The organism is Ruegeria sp. CDSA193, assembly GCF_059611885.1.
Genome location: NZ_JBXWPN010000005.1, coordinates 97,713 through 113,404, shown reverse-complemented (window position 1 = coordinate 113,404; position 15,692 = coordinate 97,713). Strand labels below are relative to the sequence as shown.

Here is a 15,692-nt window from a genome sequence, read left to right as displayed (position 1 = left end):
AATGGCAGCGCGGTAAACTGTTTGGACAGCGTAACAGGTGCCCACGGCGCCCAATCCAACGGCGTTAAGTCGCAAATCCAGCTTACTGTCTTCTTTGACCTCTTGCATTTCACGCATCATTTGGGTCAGGTATTTGCCAACCCATCAAATCGCCCCGACGCTGGTTCCATGCGGCGGGGCGTTACAATTTCAGCGTGGACGACAAGAATATGGAAAAAATTCCCATGACGCCTGCGGGCAATGCTGCGCTTCAGGCCGAACTCAAGAACCTAAAATCCGTCGAGCGGCCAGCTATTATCGAAGCCATCGCCTCGGCCAGGGAACTGGGTGACTTGAAAGAAAACGCCGAATATCATTCGGCCCGGGAAAAGCAGGGTTTTATCGAAGGTCGCATCAAAGAGTTGGAAGGCATCCTTTCACTGACCGATGTGATCGACCCTGCCAAACTGTCCGGTGCTATCAAATTTGGCGCCAAGGTCACGCTTGTTGACGAAGACACTGACGAGGAAAAGACCTGGCAGATTGTAGGGGAATATGAGGCCAATATCGAAGCCGGCCTGCTGAACATCAAATCCCCTATTGCCCGCGCCCTGATTGGAAAGGACGAAGGCGACAGTGTCGAGGTACGCACACCTGGCGGCGTACGTTCTTATGAAGTCCTGAGCATCACCTACGCCTGAGCCCCGGAGCGTTCCCAATGTCCGAGCCCACGCCAGAGCAGGAAGCCAATCGGCCAACCTCACTGGGCATATATGATAGGCCAACCAAGCCTTCGATAACCGAGATCGAAATTGCAGCCGTCGCCCTCAGCGTGATCTGGCTGATCGTCTCGGTTGTTTTTCTGGTGCTGCCCGACGAGGTCGACGGCGGAGGCTTTGTCGTGACCTTGCTGGCGGTCTTTATGCCGGTGGCGATGATCTGGGTCGCAGCAATGGCCATGCGCGCCAGCCGGATCATGCGCGAGGAAAGCGCACGACTACAAACCTCGATTGACGCCATCCGAAACGCATATATCGCTCAGCAACAGCGATCTTCCAGCACCTATGAGCCAGCCGTATCCAAGAAGCTGGATCAGATCGCGGAAACGGCCAAGAAAGCCGAAAGCGCGCTGGCCACGTTTTCAACCAAGCGCAGGGAACCCGCACAGCAACCGACAGCCGTGGGGAACGGCGATCAGACTTCGCTGGAACTGGGTACACAAGCTGGGGATATCGTGCCCCCGCTTGGCACCGACATCTTTATCCGTGCGCTGAATTTTCCGGAAACACAGGAAGATACCGAAGGCTTTGATGCCCTACGGCTGGCGCTCAAGGACCGCAAGACAGCCAAGCTTGTACAGGCCTCTCAGGACGTGCTGACCCTGCTCAGCCAAGAGGGCATCTATATGGATGACCTGCGCCCTGACATGGCCCGCCCCGAGATCTGGCGGCAATTTGCGCAGGGTGGGCGCGGACGGGCTGTCGCGGCCTTGGGCGGCATTCGCGACCGCTCCTCGCTGGCGCTGACTTCGGCCCGGATGAAGCAGGATCCCATTTTCCGGGACGCCGCCCATCACTTTCTACGCAGGTTCGATCACATGATCATCGAGTTTGAACCCCGTGCCAGCGATGCAGAGCTGACCGCTTTGGGTGATACAAGAACCGCGCGGGCCTTCATGTTGCTGGGGCGTGTGGCCGGAACCTTCGACTAGATTCCGAAACTTCCATAGGGGATGAACCGGACAAGATCACCCGGTTGGATGTGGCGCGCGCCGTCTTCGATCTCGACCAGCCCTTCGGCCCAGCTTAGCCCGCTGATCCGCCCGGACCCTTCCGAGTTGAAAACTTCGGCTTTTCCGTCTCGGATACGGGCCCGCAGATATTCCCGCCGCCCGGGTTTCTTGCGCTTATCAAAGGCGGCTGGCAGATCGAACCCCTGCGGGTCCCGCCAGCCCTCGCCAGCCATCAGGCCCAGCGCCGGGCGGGCAAAGATTAGGGTGCAGACCAATGCCGCTACTGGATTGCCGGGCAGTCCGAAAACCGGCACTCCGTCCCAAATCCCCAAAGCCAGAGGTCGCCCCGGTTTCAGGGCAATACGCCATTCCTGCATCGCTCCGGCCTGCCGCAACAGCGCGGAGACATGGTCTTCGTCCCCTGCCGACGCGCCGCCGCTAGTCAGAACAACATCCGCCTCTTTCGCAGCTTCGTTCAGCCGCTCGCGCAGGGTTTCACGATCATCGGCAACGCGGCCCATATCCAGTGGCTGGAATCCCATCCGCTGGATCAGAGCCAGCAACATTGGGCGATTGGCATCGTAGATTTGCCCTGGCTCAGCAACCTCGCCGGCCTCGACTAGCTCATCCCCCGTTGACAGGACGGCTACCCGCAGAGCTTTGCGAACCAGCAGATCACCAGCACCCGTCGCGGAGAGAAGAGCCAGATCGGCAGGTGTCATCCGGCGTCCAGCGGGCAAAGCCAGATCACCTCCAACCACATCTTCGCCCGCATTGCGGGTATTGGCACCCTGTTTCAGGGGGCCGCGAAAGGCGATATGCCCGTCCTGAACTGTCACGTCCTCTTCCAGAATAACCGTGTCCACCCTATCGGGCAGAGCCGCACCAGTCAGAATCCGTATGGCGTGGCCGGGCGCAAGCTGACCATCAAAGGGAACACCAGCCGCAGCACGCCCGGCTTGCAGCGGCATCACCTGCGGCCCATCCGGAACCGGACCGGCAAAGCCATAGCCATCTACCGCCGTATTTGCCTGCGGCGGGTTCGAACGTTGGGCATATACATCGGCGGCCAAAATCCGACCTGCGGCTTGTGCCAACGGAACGGTTTCAGCCCCCATCACGACCGAAAGGCGGTCGCGCAGCAGGGCCAACGCCTCGTCAACCGGCGTCCAGCTCACGCCCGCAGGCAAGGCAAAACAATCGTTGCGCAGGGGCGGTGGGGCAATGTCCGGTTTGCTCATAATCCTACCTCTTGCAGAATGAACCCTGCGATGGCTGCGGTGTCGTCCAGATCAAAAACCGGACGGTCGAAGTTCAGCTCTGTGTCACTGGCAACCGCGCGCACAGTTTCGTTCTCGGCCGCGATCAACGGATTTCCAGCGGCCACCCGATACGCCTCGACCTTGGGGTGGGCTTCGCGTTTGAACCCCTCGATCAGCACAAGATCAACCGGAGCCAAGCGTGCCAGCAGATCAGAGAGAGGCGGCTCGGGTGCGCCGCGCAGTTCCTGCATCATCGCAATGCGCTTGCCGGACGCCAACAGCACCTCGGACGCACCGGCTTCTCGATGGCGGAAACTGTCCGTGCCGGGCTGGTCGACATCGACGGCGTGATGGGCATGTTTGACGGTCGAAACCGAAAAGCCACGCGCGGTGATCTCGGCCACCAAACGCTCCATCAGGCCGGTCTTGCCCGCGTTTTTCCAGCCGGTGACGCCATAGACCTTCATGCCTGCTCCAGCAGCTTTTGCGCCCGCGCCAGATCGTCGGGCGTGTTGACATTGAAGAAGGGGTCAAACGGCTCAGCCGGAAACAGCGCCTCACGCCCATCATGTTTATCGGTCCACAGCACAACCTTGCGCAGCCCGTCATTCAAGGCGTCCCGCAAATCATCTCGCAACGCGACAGGCCAGAGGCCAAATGTCGGATGCCGGTTGACCCGTTTGCCGCCGCCGGATTTCAGTGCTTCATCCCCGGTTCGAGGCGTAGTCGCCAGCACCAGCGGATGGGTTTGCCCTTGAGCAGCATCCGTTAGGCGCGCCACAAGATCGCGCGGAAAAAACGGCGTGTCGGCAGCGGCGGTGACGATACTGTCGGCGCCCTGTTCTGCTGCCCAATCGAGCCCCGCCAGCACACCCGCCAGAGGCCCGGCGAAACCTTCAATCGTGTCGGGAAGAACCGGCAGGTTGAGGTCGGCGAACCGTTCGGGATCACCATTGGCATTCAGCGCCAGACCGACCACCTGCGGGCCAAACCGGTCAATGACATGAGACAGCAGGCTCTGCCCACCGACTGTCAGCAAGCCTTTGTCGCCACCACCCATCCGAGTGGCAAGGCCTCCTGCGAGGATGATGCCGAGAGGGCGGGTCATTTGATCTCCTCAAGCGCGGGCCATTTCCTGAATTTCTGGGTGGGCAGGAAAAGCAATGGACAGACGGCCAATCCGAATGCTGTAAACCAAATAATTGCAGGCCACCCCGTCAATTCGGCCGCCTTGTAACTCAGGCTATAGTGGGCTGGCAAAAACACTAAGACCGCCCCAACAGCAAAGATAAGACCAAAACAGCACCGATACGTGCGCACCGCCTTTCTGACCTCATCTGGTATCCCGGCAAACTCAGGCAGACCGTGCATCAAAACCCGCTGAAGCACGAGTGCTTGTTTTTGAGACAACTCCCCCCATGCCTGCCAACCAAGCCGAAAGGGGGCGGCGATGTTCCAAATGCTGATGTATTCCTCTGGCGCCCACCCCAGACGGTTACGCAGGTTGACGTCCAATTGCGCCATACCCTCAATGATCGCGCGTTTCGACCGCTCAAGGAGCCAGAACACATAGACCATCAATGGCAGCAAGCCCAATGTCGCGACGAATAAAATAAATAAACCAAAGACTTCCAAAATCATTCCGCACTCTTCCGTCTATGCTTTTTATCTTCGACCGCCACTGTCGACGGGTCGACGTCGCGCACCAACCGGTCCTCGCCCGCAAGACACACGAACCGCTGCCCCCGCATGCGGCCGATCAGGGTCAGGCCAACCTCACGCGCGATTTCGACACCCCAGGCGGTGAACCCTGATCGTGACGCCAGAACCGGGATGCCCATCATTGCAGTCTTGATGACCATTTCCGAGGTCAGACGGCCTGTAGTGTAGAGGATCTTGTCCTCGGCCCCCACATTTTCGGACAGCATCCAGCCGGCGATCTTGTCGACCGCGTTGTGGCGGCCCACGTCCTCCATATAGACCAACGGCCGGTTTTCCCGACACAGGACCGTGCCGTGAATTGCACCAGCCTCAAGATACAATGAAGGGGTTCGGTTGATCTTGGCTGCCAGATCATACAGCCATGAGGTGCGGACCTGAACCTGCGGCAGGCGCACGTCCTCCAGCCCCTCCATCATGTCACCAAACACAGTGCCTACCGCACAACCACTGGTCCGAGTCTTTTTCTTCAGCTTATCCTCATATGAGGTTTCGCGCGCGGTGCGCACCACCACGGTTTCCAGATCGTCATCGTAATCCACGCCGGTAATGTCATCATCGGCCAACAGCATCCCCTGATTGCGCAGGAACCCCAGCGCCAGATATTCAGGGTAATCGCCGATTGTCATTGCAGTCACGATTTCCTGCGCGTTGAGGAAAATTGTCAGGGGGCGTTCCTCGACAACCGAGATCCGGCTGACCGCGCCATTCTGGTCGATGCCTTCGACCGCACGGGTCAAGCGGACCGCGCCAGGATCAGGGGCGATGATGTAGTCGGTGGCATCCGGTTTCGTGGCCAATTGCAACCCTTTCCCAAGATCGCTACTGCTGTTGGCGATACCATAGGAATTTGCCATGGCTTACACCACATCCAAGTCATACTTCTGGAAGGGTTTTCGTGATGGAGCGCCGTTTATCTTTGTGGCAATTCCGTTCGGCACACTTTTCGGCGTATTTGCGACTGAGGCTGGGCTGGATATTGTCCAGACAATCGCCTTTTCGGCGGCTGTCTTTGCCGGGGCGGCCCAGTTCACCGCCCTGCAGCTGTTGCAGGACAACACACCCAGCCTGATCGTTCTGGCATCGGCCCTGGCGGTTAACCTACGCGTGGCAATGTATTCGGCCTCACTGACACCTTATCTTGGGGCGGCCCCCCTGTGGCAGCGGGCCTGCGCCGCTTATCTGACGGTCGATCAGTCCTATGCCTGCTCCATTGTTCAGTTCGAAAAAGAGCCCGATATGACCGTGCCGCAGCGCATGGCCTATTTCTTTGGCTCGGTCACGCCGATCACGCCGCTTTGGATTTTGGCAACTTATCTGGGTGCAGTTTTGGGCGCACAGATTCCAGAAAGCTGGGCGCTGGATTTTGCACTTCCGATCACATTCCTGGCAATGATCGGGCCGATGATGAGGACGCTTGCCCATGTCATCGCCGCCTTAGTCGCCATAACCGTTGCTCTGTTGACCGTAGGCGTGCCGTTCAACCTGGGCCTGCTGATCGCCGGGACCGCCGGGATGATCGCTGGGGCGCAGGCCGAATTGATGTTAGAGCGGAATAGGCCATGACACAGATTGATCCGGTGACCATGTGGAGCATTATCGTTGGCTTGGCGATTGGCAGCTTTGCCCTACGCTTTACCTTTATCGGCATCGTCGGAGACCGCCCGATGCCACCCTGGTTGTTACGCCACCTGCGCTATACCGCCGTTGCCATCGTCCCGGCCCTGATTGCGCCGCTGGTGGTCTGGCCAACCGCAACGGATGGTCAGCCCGACGTGCCGCGCATGGCCGCAGCAGCGGTTGCTTTGGCGGTTGGTTTCATCACAAAAAACGTGGTCATTGCCATCTTTGCCGGGGCGGGCACGCTCTATGGCTTGCTGTACCTATTGGGTTGAGGCCGCTTCCAACTGGTTCAGGCGCGCATTGTTCGAGGCCAAACCGGCCTGCAGGTCAGCATCGTCATTCTCGCGGTATTCGGTGGTCACGACGCCGGGGAGTTCACCGAACTGATCGGACAGCTTGACCGGGTAGAAGGTCGTATTGATCTGCTCGAAACCCGGCACCTGCTGCAAAAGCTGCGAGGTCGAGTTGGCGCAAAAAGCTTCGGAGACAGGGCCCATCTGCTTGGCCAGTTGCAGGGCAATTTCGGCCTGCTGTGGTGTCACCTGAATCGTCTGGATACGCGCATAATGCGTTTCGCGCGCGTGGCTGCTGCGATAAGCGCGTTCGACATTCGGCGTGATGCCATACAGAACATCGTTCCGGATCGGCACTACATCGGCGCGAAACGATCCGGCGGGGTCAAAGATTACCCTCTCGCTGCCGCTTATCATCAGCGAGGTATGCGCCCCCGAACCGGTCCGGGTGCTGATCATGGTATAGAGCGTCAGTGTTGATGGCCCCGGATCACGATAGGAACGGGCCACAACTTCGGTCTGATCGGCCTGCGGACGCTGCGAACCGGCACAGCCAGCCACTGTTGCTGCCAGCAGGCAGGCAATCACAAATCTGATCACGGCGGTCAGCCTCGCCCGGGATTAAGCGGCGAAAACCGCCAGAAACAGGCAAAGGAAAGCAATCGCCACCACGCACCATGTGGTCGCTTTTACGAAACCGTTGAAGGTTTTGGTTTGAACGGTGATGTCCATTTCGCCGTGCTTATGTTCAGCCATGATTTTCAGAATCCTAATTCGCGTGTTTGATACGTTGGATAGTCGAAAATCTCGGGCCTGTCACCACGTCATTCGGGCGCAGGTGACACGGAATCAAAGACCGAACACCCGCGATATCCGAACCCCCACCGCCAGGGCAGGCCCGAACAGGGCGCCCCGCCCAATCGCACCGCGCCATACATGGCCTCGGCGGTTATGGCATGGGCGGATCGTATCTGATCCGAAGTCATGTCATAGCGTTCGGCGTAAATTTCGGCGTTCTCATCCCCGTGTTGCCGCACGCAGGCCCTCAGGCTGTCATCGGCTGACAGGCGCGCGTCATAACTGTCTTCGGGGCGCAGGCCTCCGCCCGCGTGGTGATAGGCCCGGTCATGGCTGACACAGCAACTCTCCCATGGGGGATGCGCCTCGAACAAGGCCTGAAAGCTGGGAAACCTGTCGGCCACAAAGCGCCAACTGGCTGACAACCCGCCCGAGCAGCCATCCGTTTCAAACGGCGTCAATTCCGCAGCGCCCCGCTGTGCGATCAGCGCGCGATGGGCGGGCATCTCAAGACTGCGCATAAAGTCCTGCGCGCCGACTGGCGCCGCGATCAGCGCCAGAGAAACGGCCAGTTTACGGGCTTTCATCGCGCATCGCATCGGTATCAACGGCCATGCCGAGCACCGTTGCCAGCCACAGCATCAGACGTTCAGCCGGCCCCATTTCAGCGCGGATACGCAAGACTTCTTTGGCCATTGCCGGTCGGTCCGTGATCAGCCCATCCACCCCCATCGAGGCCATGGCCGACATCTGCAACGGGTCATTCACCGTCCAGACATAGATATCCTTGCCCGCGGCCTGCACCGAACGTACCAGCCCCGGCGTGGCCATGGCGGCGTTGACAGCCACAAAATCCCCTTCGAGACCCGACAGATCACCCACAGCGGTTGCCGCCAAAACCCCCGCGCGCCAATCCGGGCGCAGTGCCTTCATCTTTTGCACAGCTGGATATTTCAACGACATGGTGGCGATGTCATCCTCCATGCCGAATTCCTCGACCAAGGCCGCAACGCGGTTTTCCAGATCGACGTCATGACCGTAATATTTCAACTCGATGATCACCTTGGCCCTGTCTTTGGCCGCAGCCAGCACGTCGCGCAGCGTTGGCGTGCGTTCATCGGCATATTCCGGGCCATACCAACTGCCGATATCGATCTCGGCCACGTCTTCCATCGTGGCATCCCAGACCTTCAGGTTCACCCCGGCCAGCTTCATGAAATCGCTATCATGGGCGACGATTATCTCATCATCCGCCGTTTCCTGCACGTCGATTTCAACCCAGTCCGCCCCGTCCTCAATCGCCTTCAGAACCGAAGCCATGGTGTTTTCCGGCCGTAACGCAGCGGCACCACGGTGGCCGATCACCTCGGCCCTGTCAGGGGCCTGAACGCGTTCCAGCAGGGATTGACCGAACCAGAGCCCGACCAATACCGCCACCGCCGCAATGCCAACAGCACTCAGCAGACCAATGCGCAGATTGCCTGGCGCGGGATGTGGTGGTTCAGAGGTCCGGATCTCGAAAAAACCGTCCAGCAAAACCGCCAGTGCTCCCAGCGCGGTGGCTGCCAAAACCAGCCCGGCCAACGACCAGAGCCCGGCGACCAGAAGGCTGTAAACTAGCGCCAGCCGCAGATGCTCTGCCCCCTGCAGGGGCACCAACGCGAATAATGATCCCGCGCCCCAAGCGATCAGCGCGGCAAGAACTGCCCTCAGCCCCAGCCAATACACCAGTGCGATCTTGAGCCGCCCGCGCTTGCCCTCCATCCGATCCGCGCTGACCTGGAAAGCATCAGCCGGTGGCAGGTTTTCGAACAGAACCAGATGCAGTCCCAGCGCCCATGCGGACAGCTTGCGAATCAGCACCCATGCCATGACCAGCACCACAGCTCCGATCAGCGCAACGGCAATCCAGAAAGACGGCGGATGGAAGGTCAGGTAATAGTTGATGTCATACTCGGTCAGCGTCCACCAGGCGATCAGAGCAGCGATAGCGGCGAAAGGCAGGATCAACAGGATGATCCGCAGAACCAGGCGTGCAGCAAATCCAAACAGCGCAGGCAGGCGCGACAGGATCAACTTGATCGCCGCGCTCCCCGCGCGCCACGGATCGCTTTCGCCCATCCTCAGCGACCCGGCCATGACCGAGAAGACAAAGACCTCGGCCAGCAGGAACAGGCTGAGCATTGCGATTGCGACCGCAAACCCCAGCGGAGACAGGATGAACGCGGCAATATCCTGATCCGTCAGGGCGGTCTGACTGGAGAGCGAAACCGCTAGGTTCACCGCAATCGCCACGCCCGGCGCAATCAGCGCAATCAGCAACAGGCGCACGGCGACATAGATCGGCACAAAGACCCGGCGGCGTGCCCACGCGCCCTTGTATGCTTTTGTAACGGCAGAGAAAGTGGCCACGTTGCGCCCCCCAAATGATTGATTCATTCAAGGCTGCGCAGACGTGAATTGCAAGTCAGGCTATCAGTTTTCTTCCAGATCAGCCGCCAGTCGGAATCCGATGCGATTGGCGGGCTTATCCTCGACCGACTTGGGCAGCGCTCGCAGCATTACATTCAACTGGCTGACATGCTGCACGAGTTGGGTTCGCGCCCCGGACCCATCTGCGCCGTAAAAAGTGATGATATCTGGGTCGAAATAGCCCATTCCTTCGATCCGCATTACCCCGGCATCGCCGCCAGTAAATCCCATGGCGACCTCATGATCCGCATCCAGCGTATTCTCGAAATTCTGGATATACAGGATCAACCGTTCATAGGCCCATTGCGCCGAGCTTTTGGTGGCTACGGGCTTTTGCAACTGGCCGGGCAGATCCTTGGCGCCGGATTTCGTATCCGGGTTGGCATGCACCTCGTAACATCGGGGCAATGCTGCTGATTCCGCTGCCTCGGCTGAGGTTTCGATCTTGTCCATGCCTTCTACCCTTTGCGCTGAAACTCCCACGCCCCGTCCGCGCGCCGCGTTCGGGTAACAGCACCAATGTGGTAGAGATGGTTCAGATGTGCAACTGCTTCGACCAGAGCAAGCCCATACTCTCCTTCACCGATCTGGCGTTTGAACAAGGGCACAAAGCATTCAGCAGCGGTTTTGGGCTGATCCAGATAATTCTGCAGACGGTCGAGCGCGCTGTGGTGGTTGTCGATCAACTGCCTCATCCTGACCGGCAGGCCGGTAAAGGGCAGTTTGTGCCCGCCCAGCGCCATATGATCCGGGCGCGCCAGGTCTTGCAGGCGCTCGCAGGCTTCCATCCACTCCGCCACGGGATCCGCCATGGGCTCGGTAACATAGACGCCCAGATTGGGGCTGATCGAGCTGAGAACCTGGTCGCCCGTGATCACCAGATTATCGTCACGGCTCCAAAAAGTTGCATGTTCGGGAGCGTGGCCATTGCCCATATGAACATCCCAGTCGCGCCCACCCATACGAATGACGCTGCCCTGTTTGATCCGGGTAAAGCCCAGCGGCATCGGATAGACCGTGTCGCAGAAATTGAAGGGCCGTTCTGTCATCCTTTTGGCAAGGAAATCGGCATCCATCCCGGCGCTTCGGTAGTAATCCAGCGTTTCCTGCGGCCAGTTTTCCTGCACATCCAGCGTCAGCATCCGTGCAAACAGCCATGCGGTACGCGACGTGACCAGCTCGGCCCCGTGTTCAGATTGAAACCAACCAGCATTGCCAACGTGATCGGGATGGTGATGTGTCACCACCACGCGCGTCACGGGTTTGCCCCCCAGCGGTCCCGCCATCAGGTCCGCCCAAATACGGCGCGTCTTGTTCGAGGACATGCCAGTGTCGATTACCGTCCATCCGTCGCCATCATCCAGCGCATAGATATTGACGTGATCCAGCGCCATAGGCAGCGGCAACCGCATCCAAAGCACGCCTTCGGCAATTTCAACGGCCTCGCCCAGGGCCGGAGCCTCGGGCCAAGGATAGCGGATCGTCAAATGTGTATCACCGTCCATCAGGCAGCTACCATTTCCTCGGCGCTGAGAGCAAAGACGTCATCTGCACCGTTCTGCGCCTGAACCAAAAGCCCCGAAAACTCAGGCAACAGCGCATTGATATAAAAGCGTGCCAGCTTGAAACGGGTGCCGTTTGGCTCGGCCAGGGCCGCCTTGAGGTGATAGTGACCGCCCAGAACGCGGGCGAATGCCTTCAGATAGGGCACGGCGCCGGCAAATCGCGTGTTCATGTCGGACTGCGATATCAGCCACTCGGTCGTTTCACGCAGGCTTTCCGTGGCCTCCCAGACAGGACCCGCCAGTTCCGGCATCGACCCACGCGCGCGTTCGGCGTGATCCTCGATTTCGTCCAGCAAACGGGACGCCGCTTCGCCGCCATCCATCATCTTGCGTGCGACAAGGTCCATGGCCTGAATGCCGTTGGTGCCCTCGTAAATCGCGGTCACACGGACGTCGCGATAGAACTGTGCCGCACCGGTTTCCTCGATAAAGCCCATACCGCCATGGACCTGCACGCCTTCTTCCGAAACCCGCATACCGGTTTCGGTACCGAAGGCCTTGTTTATCGGCGTCAACAAGGCCGCGCGCGAAACCCAGTCCGCGTCGCCTGTTGCATTGGCCATATCAATCGCGGCTGCGTTTGCAAGCATGATCGCGCGCGCAGCAAAAGTATCCGCACGCATACTCATTAGCATCCGGCGTACATCGGCGTGATCGAGGATTGTGCCCGAAGGTGTCTTGCCTTGCTTCCGCTCAAGCGCATATTCTAGGGCCTGCTGATAGGCGCCTTCGGCGGCACCGATACCCTGTCCGCCGACGCCCAGTCGCGCGTTGTTCATCATGGTGAACATCGCAGCCATTCCGCCATGTTCCTTACCCACAAGCCAACCTTTGGCGCCATCATACTGCATCACGCAAGTTGGCGAACCATGCAGGCCCATCTTGTGCTCGAGCGAAACCACTTTCAGGTCATTTGCCACACCTGGATTGCCATTCTCGTCCGGCAGGTACTTGGGGACCAGAAACAGCGATATTCCCTTGGTTCCGGGAACTGCATCGGGCAGGCGTGCCAACACCAGATGGCACACGTTTTCAGCAAAATCGTTGTCACCCCAGGAAATGAAGATCTTCTGACCAGACACCGAATAGGTGCCATCTCCATTCGGTTCTGCCTTCGACGTCAGCGCACCCACATCCGATCCGGCCTGTGGCTCGGTCAGGTTCATCGTGCCCGACCATTCACCAGCGATCATTTTGGGCAGGTACAGGTTCTTCAGCTCATCACTTGCGTGGTGCTCCAGTGCTTCGATCTGGCCCTGCGTCATGAGCGGCGCCAGTTGCAGTGACAGGCAGGCCGCAGACATCATCTCGTTGACGGCAGTGGTCAAGGTCATCGGCAGCCCCATACCGCCATACTCGGGATCGGCGCTCATGCCGATCCAGCCCCCCTCGGCAATAGCGTTCCAACCGTCGCTAAATCCTGGCGAGGTACGCAACACGCCGTTTTCCAGACGCGCGGGCTCTAGGTCTCCGTTCCGCTGAAGCGGCGCCATGACCTCTTCGCAGAGTTTTCCAGCCTCGGTCAGGATGGCGCTGACGACGTCTTCGCTTGCTTCCGCGAACTTGTCGGTCGCTGCAATACGATCAAAATCAACCGCATGGCGGAACAGAAATTCGTAATCTGCAACTGGTGCGCGATAGGGCATAATATTACCTCGGGGCTGTCTTGAACGGTCCGCGACGCCGGGGTTGGAAATCCGCTGACTCGCCGTTATTCATCTGGGTTTGAACGATTACGTACCCATCCTTATGCTACAAGCAATCAAAACGCGGCGTCACTCACAATGATCTCTAACGGTACACTCGAACTGTCAGCCGACCAGGCGGGAATTGCTCAGGCTGCGGATCTTTTGAGGCAGGGACAGCTGGTCGCTTTCCCGACTGAAACGGTCTATGGGCTGGGTGGGGATGCTCGCAACGGAGAGGCTGTCGCCAGCATCTATGCCGCCAAGGGCCGGCCCAGTTTCAACCCTCTGATTGCGCATGTCGCATCGGTAGAGTCCGCGCGCAGGTTTGTTGAATGGTCAGATCAGGCCGAGGCTTTGGCACATGCGTTCTGGCCCGGCCCGCTGACTCTGGTTCTGCCGCTGCGGGAAGGGCACGGTGTATCGTCGCTTGTCACTGCCGGGCTGGATACATTGGCGGTTCGGGTGCCTGCGCATCCTTCGGCCCGGGCTATTCTCGAGATGTTCGACGGGCCGGTCGCTGCGCCCTCGGCCAACCCTTCGGGACAGATCAGCCCGACAACAGCCGCGCATGTCCGCGCCGGTCTGGACGGGCGCATCGCTGCCATTCTGGATGATGGTCCCTGTGGTGTCGGGCTGGAATCCACCATTGTCGGCCTCGCTGGAGAACCTGCTCTGCTACGCCCCGGAGGGGTGGCTTTGGACCAGATCGAGGCAGCTCTCGGCTCGGCATTGCATCTACACCAATCGGGCGACACGCTAACAGCACCCGGACAGATGCTGTCGCATTACGCCCCGGACGTGGCGGTCCGGTTGCACGCGCAGACTACATATGGTGACGAGATTCTCTTGGGATTTGGGCCGGTCGAATGCGACCTGAACCTGTCCGCTGATGGCAACCTGACCGAGGCGGCGGCCAATCTGTTTGCCGCTTTGCACAAGCTCAACAGCACCGGACGCCCGATTGCCGTGTCCCCTATTCCGGACCACGGATTGGGTGCCGCTATCAACGACCGGTTGCGCCGGGCCGCAGCGCCACGTGACAGTTGATCAGGCGCGCCCTGCGCTGGCCGACAAAGTCAGAGGATCGACGCCCAGCGTTGCCAGCGCCGCCTCCCATTTCTGATCATCGGGGACATCGAACACCAGCTTCGAATCCGCATCGGTTGTGAGCCATCCGTTCATCGCGATCTCATCCTCAAGCTGCCCGGGTCCCCAGCCTGAATACCCTAGCGTCAGCATAGAATTCAGCGGCCCTTGCCCCGAGGCCAGGTCTTCAAGCACGTCCAACGTTGCTGTCATGCTGAAATCGTCCGAAATCTGCAGGGAATGGAGGTTCGCGTCATAATCGGCGCTGTGCAGGACGAATCCGCGCGACATCTCGACCGGGCCGCCGAAATGCACCAGACGCTCACCCACGATCGGGATACGGCAAGCGATGTTCAACTGACCCAGCAGCGTCTTTATGCGTAAATCCGAAGGTTTGTTGATGATCAGACCCATCGCGCCATCGTCTCCATGGCTGCAAATATAGACAACCGAATGATCGAAACGTGGATCGCCCATCCCAGGCATCGCAATCAACAGTTTACCGGTCAGATCCATAAGACGACATCTCTTGCTGAGCTCCCATCAACAATGCCCCCGCAGTCCCGGTATTGGCAAGGGACGAGCGGCGATTTCGCTAGATTTCATTCGAGTGACCCGAACGTGACTTGGAATTCGCCTCGAGACCACGCATTTATAGGGTATGAACATTCACAAGACATTTCTGGCAGCCGCCCTTGCCGTGACCGTTGGCGCGATTGGACCGGCATCTGCACAAGTGGTCGGCTCGGTGGCCGAATTGGATATCCTGGACGGCGGGCGCACAGCAAATGGAGCCTATCTTGGGGCGCTGCGGGTGACCCTGCAGGACGGCTGGAAGACCTATTGGCGGGCGCCGGGCGATGCGGGTATTCCGCCACAGTTCGACTGGAAAAGATCAACCAATGTCGGCAGCGTGTCGATCACATGGCCCGCGCCGGATGTCTTTGACCAGAATGGCCTGCAGTCGATTGGATACGAAAATCAAATGGTCCTGCCGGTCGAGATTTCGCCGAAGAACCCGGCCAAACCCGTGCGGCTGAAAGGCACGGTGGATCTGGGGGTCTGCAAAGACGTCTGTATCCCGGAACGTTTGGGCTTCGATCACACCCTGAACGCCGAAGCAGAGCGCAACCCGACGATCGCGGCGGCACTGGCCAAGCGTCCCTATTCCGCCAAAGAAGCCCGGGTCGCCAACGCGCGGTGCCACCTGACCCCGACGTCTGACGGAATGCAGATCGAGGCGCGCGTCACCATGCCATCCGCAGGTGGCCGCGAGATCGCCGTGATCGAACCCGGCAACCCCGAGCTGTGGGCCTCGCAAACCGACGCCAAACGGCAGGGCGGTACTCTGGTCGCCACATCCGAGGTGATCAACGCCTCGGGCGGTCCGTTTGCGCTGGATCGCTCAAAGATCCGGATCACTGTTCTGGGTGCCAATCACGCGGTGGACATTCTGGGGTGCAGCGCTGGCTGAC

The 15,692-nt window shown here is 59.4% G+C and carries 19 protein-coding genes; 6 read left to right on the top strand and 13 right to left on the bottom strand.

Annotated elements, in window-relative coordinates; all coding sequences use genetic code 11:
* Positions 1-209 precede the first annotated feature (209 nt).
* Positions 210-680: a transcription elongation factor GreA gene (gene greA, locus AC2FLG_RS10875; protein ID WP_142635396.1), complete on the top strand. Its 471-nt coding sequence runs from the start codon at positions 210-212 to the stop codon at positions 678-680.
* 17 nt (positions 681-697) lie between these two features.
* On the top strand, positions 698-1,690 hold the full coding sequence (locus AC2FLG_RS10870; protein WP_142635394.1) for a hypothetical protein: 993 nt from the start codon (positions 698-700) through the stop codon (positions 1,688-1,690).
* On the opposite strand, the gene AC2FLG_RS10865 is transcribed toward AC2FLG_RS10870, so the two are convergent.
* The 5 genes from AC2FLG_RS10865 to AC2FLG_RS10845 are packed head-to-tail and all read right to left on the bottom strand — an operon-like array spanning position 1,687 to position 5,498.
* Positions 1,687-2,952: a molybdenum cofactor synthesis domain-containing protein gene (locus AC2FLG_RS10865; protein WP_496706180.1), complete on the bottom strand. Its 1,266-nt coding sequence runs from the start codon at positions 2,950-2,952 to the stop codon at positions 1,687-1,689. The two genes, AC2FLG_RS10870 and AC2FLG_RS10865, sit on opposite strands and share 4 nt — an antisense overlap.
* Positions 2,949-3,440, bottom strand: coding sequence for a molybdopterin-guanine dinucleotide biosynthesis protein B (gene mobB / locus AC2FLG_RS10860; protein WP_271948498.1), 492 nt, complete (start codon positions 3,438-3,440; stop codon positions 2,949-2,951). The genes AC2FLG_RS10865 and mobB overlap by 4 nt, the downstream gene beginning before the upstream one ends.
* Entirely contained in the window at positions 3,437-4,081 is a 645-nt protein-coding gene (gene mobA / locus AC2FLG_RS10855; RefSeq protein WP_496706179.1) for a molybdenum cofactor guanylyltransferase MobA, read from the bottom strand. The genes mobB and mobA overlap by 4 nt, the downstream gene beginning before the upstream one ends.
* Entirely contained in the window at positions 4,078-4,614 is a 537-nt protein-coding gene (locus AC2FLG_RS10850) for a hypothetical protein (RefSeq protein ID WP_496676638.1), read from the bottom strand. The genes mobA and AC2FLG_RS10850 overlap by 4 nt, the downstream gene beginning before the upstream one ends.
* On the bottom strand, positions 4,611-5,498 hold the full coding sequence (locus tag AC2FLG_RS10845; protein ID WP_496676784.1) for a formate dehydrogenase accessory sulfurtransferase FdhD: 888 nt from the start codon (positions 5,496-5,498) through the stop codon (positions 4,611-4,613). Before AC2FLG_RS10845 ends, AC2FLG_RS10850 begins: the two co-directional genes overlap by 4 nt.
* A gap of 49 nt (positions 5,499-5,547) precedes the next feature.
* Between AC2FLG_RS10845 and AC2FLG_RS10840 the strand changes: the two genes are divergently transcribed.
* Both AC2FLG_RS10840 and AC2FLG_RS10835 read left to right on the top strand, forming a co-directional pair.
* On the top strand, positions 5,548-6,258 hold the full coding sequence (locus AC2FLG_RS10840; protein ID WP_281972575.1) for an AzlC family ABC transporter permease: 711 nt from the start codon (positions 5,548-5,550) through the stop codon (positions 6,256-6,258).
* Positions 6,255-6,587: an AzlD domain-containing protein gene (locus tag AC2FLG_RS10835; RefSeq protein WP_496706177.1), complete on the top strand. Its 333-nt coding sequence runs from the start codon at positions 6,255-6,257 to the stop codon at positions 6,585-6,587. The genes AC2FLG_RS10840 and AC2FLG_RS10835 overlap by 4 nt, the downstream gene beginning before the upstream one ends.
* On the opposite strand, the gene AC2FLG_RS10830 is transcribed toward AC2FLG_RS10835, so the two are convergent.
* From AC2FLG_RS10830 to AC2FLG_RS10800, 7 genes are all read right to left on the bottom strand, one after another.
* A complete protein-coding gene (locus AC2FLG_RS10830) occupies positions 6,576-7,208 on the bottom strand; it encodes a hypothetical protein (protein WP_271948503.1) in 633 nt (210 codons plus the stop codon). The genes AC2FLG_RS10835 and AC2FLG_RS10830 overlap by 12 nt on opposite strands.
* Positions 7,209-7,229: 21 nt before the next feature.
* Positions 7,230-7,364, bottom strand: coding sequence for an aa3-type cytochrome c oxidase subunit IV (locus AC2FLG_RS10825; protein ID WP_142635378.1), 135 nt, complete (start codon positions 7,362-7,364; stop codon positions 7,230-7,232).
* A gap of 68 nt (positions 7,365-7,432) precedes the next feature.
* A complete protein-coding gene (locus AC2FLG_RS10820) occupies positions 7,433-7,993 on the bottom strand; it encodes a hypothetical protein (protein ID WP_496696489.1) in 561 nt (186 codons plus the stop codon).
* Positions 7,980-9,845: a glycerophosphodiester phosphodiesterase family protein gene (locus AC2FLG_RS10815; RefSeq protein ID WP_496706175.1), complete on the bottom strand. Its 1,866-nt coding sequence runs from the start codon at positions 9,843-9,845 to the stop codon at positions 7,980-7,982. The genes AC2FLG_RS10820 and AC2FLG_RS10815 overlap by 14 nt, the downstream gene beginning before the upstream one ends.
* A gap of 36 nt (positions 9,846-9,881) precedes the next feature.
* Entirely contained in the window at positions 9,882-10,331 is a 450-nt protein-coding gene (locus AC2FLG_RS10810; RefSeq protein WP_496691825.1) for a DUF6173 family protein, read from the bottom strand.
* Between the two features lie 5 nt (positions 10,332-10,336).
* Positions 10,337-11,383 (bottom strand): MBL fold metallo-hydrolase, encoded by a 1,047-nt coding sequence (locus tag AC2FLG_RS10805; protein ID WP_142635372.1) that lies wholly within the window; start codon positions 11,381-11,383, stop codon positions 10,337-10,339.
* Complete coding sequence (locus AC2FLG_RS10800; RefSeq protein WP_271948509.1) at positions 11,383-13,089, bottom strand: acyl-CoA dehydrogenase; 1,707 nt, start codon at positions 13,087-13,089, stop codon at positions 11,383-11,385. Before AC2FLG_RS10800 ends, AC2FLG_RS10805 begins: the two co-directional genes overlap by 1 nt.
* Positions 13,090-13,227: 138 nt before the next feature.
* Between AC2FLG_RS10800 and AC2FLG_RS10795 the strand changes: the two genes are divergently transcribed.
* Complete coding sequence (locus AC2FLG_RS10795; protein ID WP_496706173.1) at positions 13,228-14,178, top strand: L-threonylcarbamoyladenylate synthase; 951 nt, start codon at positions 13,228-13,230, stop codon at positions 14,176-14,178.
* Here AC2FLG_RS10795 and AC2FLG_RS10790 read toward each other — a convergent pair whose 3' ends face one another.
* Positions 14,179-14,733, bottom strand: coding sequence for a YqgE/AlgH family protein (locus AC2FLG_RS10790; RefSeq protein ID WP_496700966.1), 555 nt, complete (start codon positions 14,731-14,733; stop codon positions 14,179-14,181). It abuts the gene before it with no gap.
* Positions 14,734-14,878: 145 nt separating this feature from the next.
* Between AC2FLG_RS10790 and AC2FLG_RS10785 the strand changes: the two genes are divergently transcribed.
* Positions 14,879-15,691 (top strand): protein-disulfide reductase DsbD domain-containing protein, encoded by an 813-nt coding sequence (locus AC2FLG_RS10785; RefSeq protein ID WP_281972581.1) that lies wholly within the window; start codon positions 14,879-14,881, stop codon positions 15,689-15,691.
* Position 15,692 lies beyond the last annotated feature (1 nt).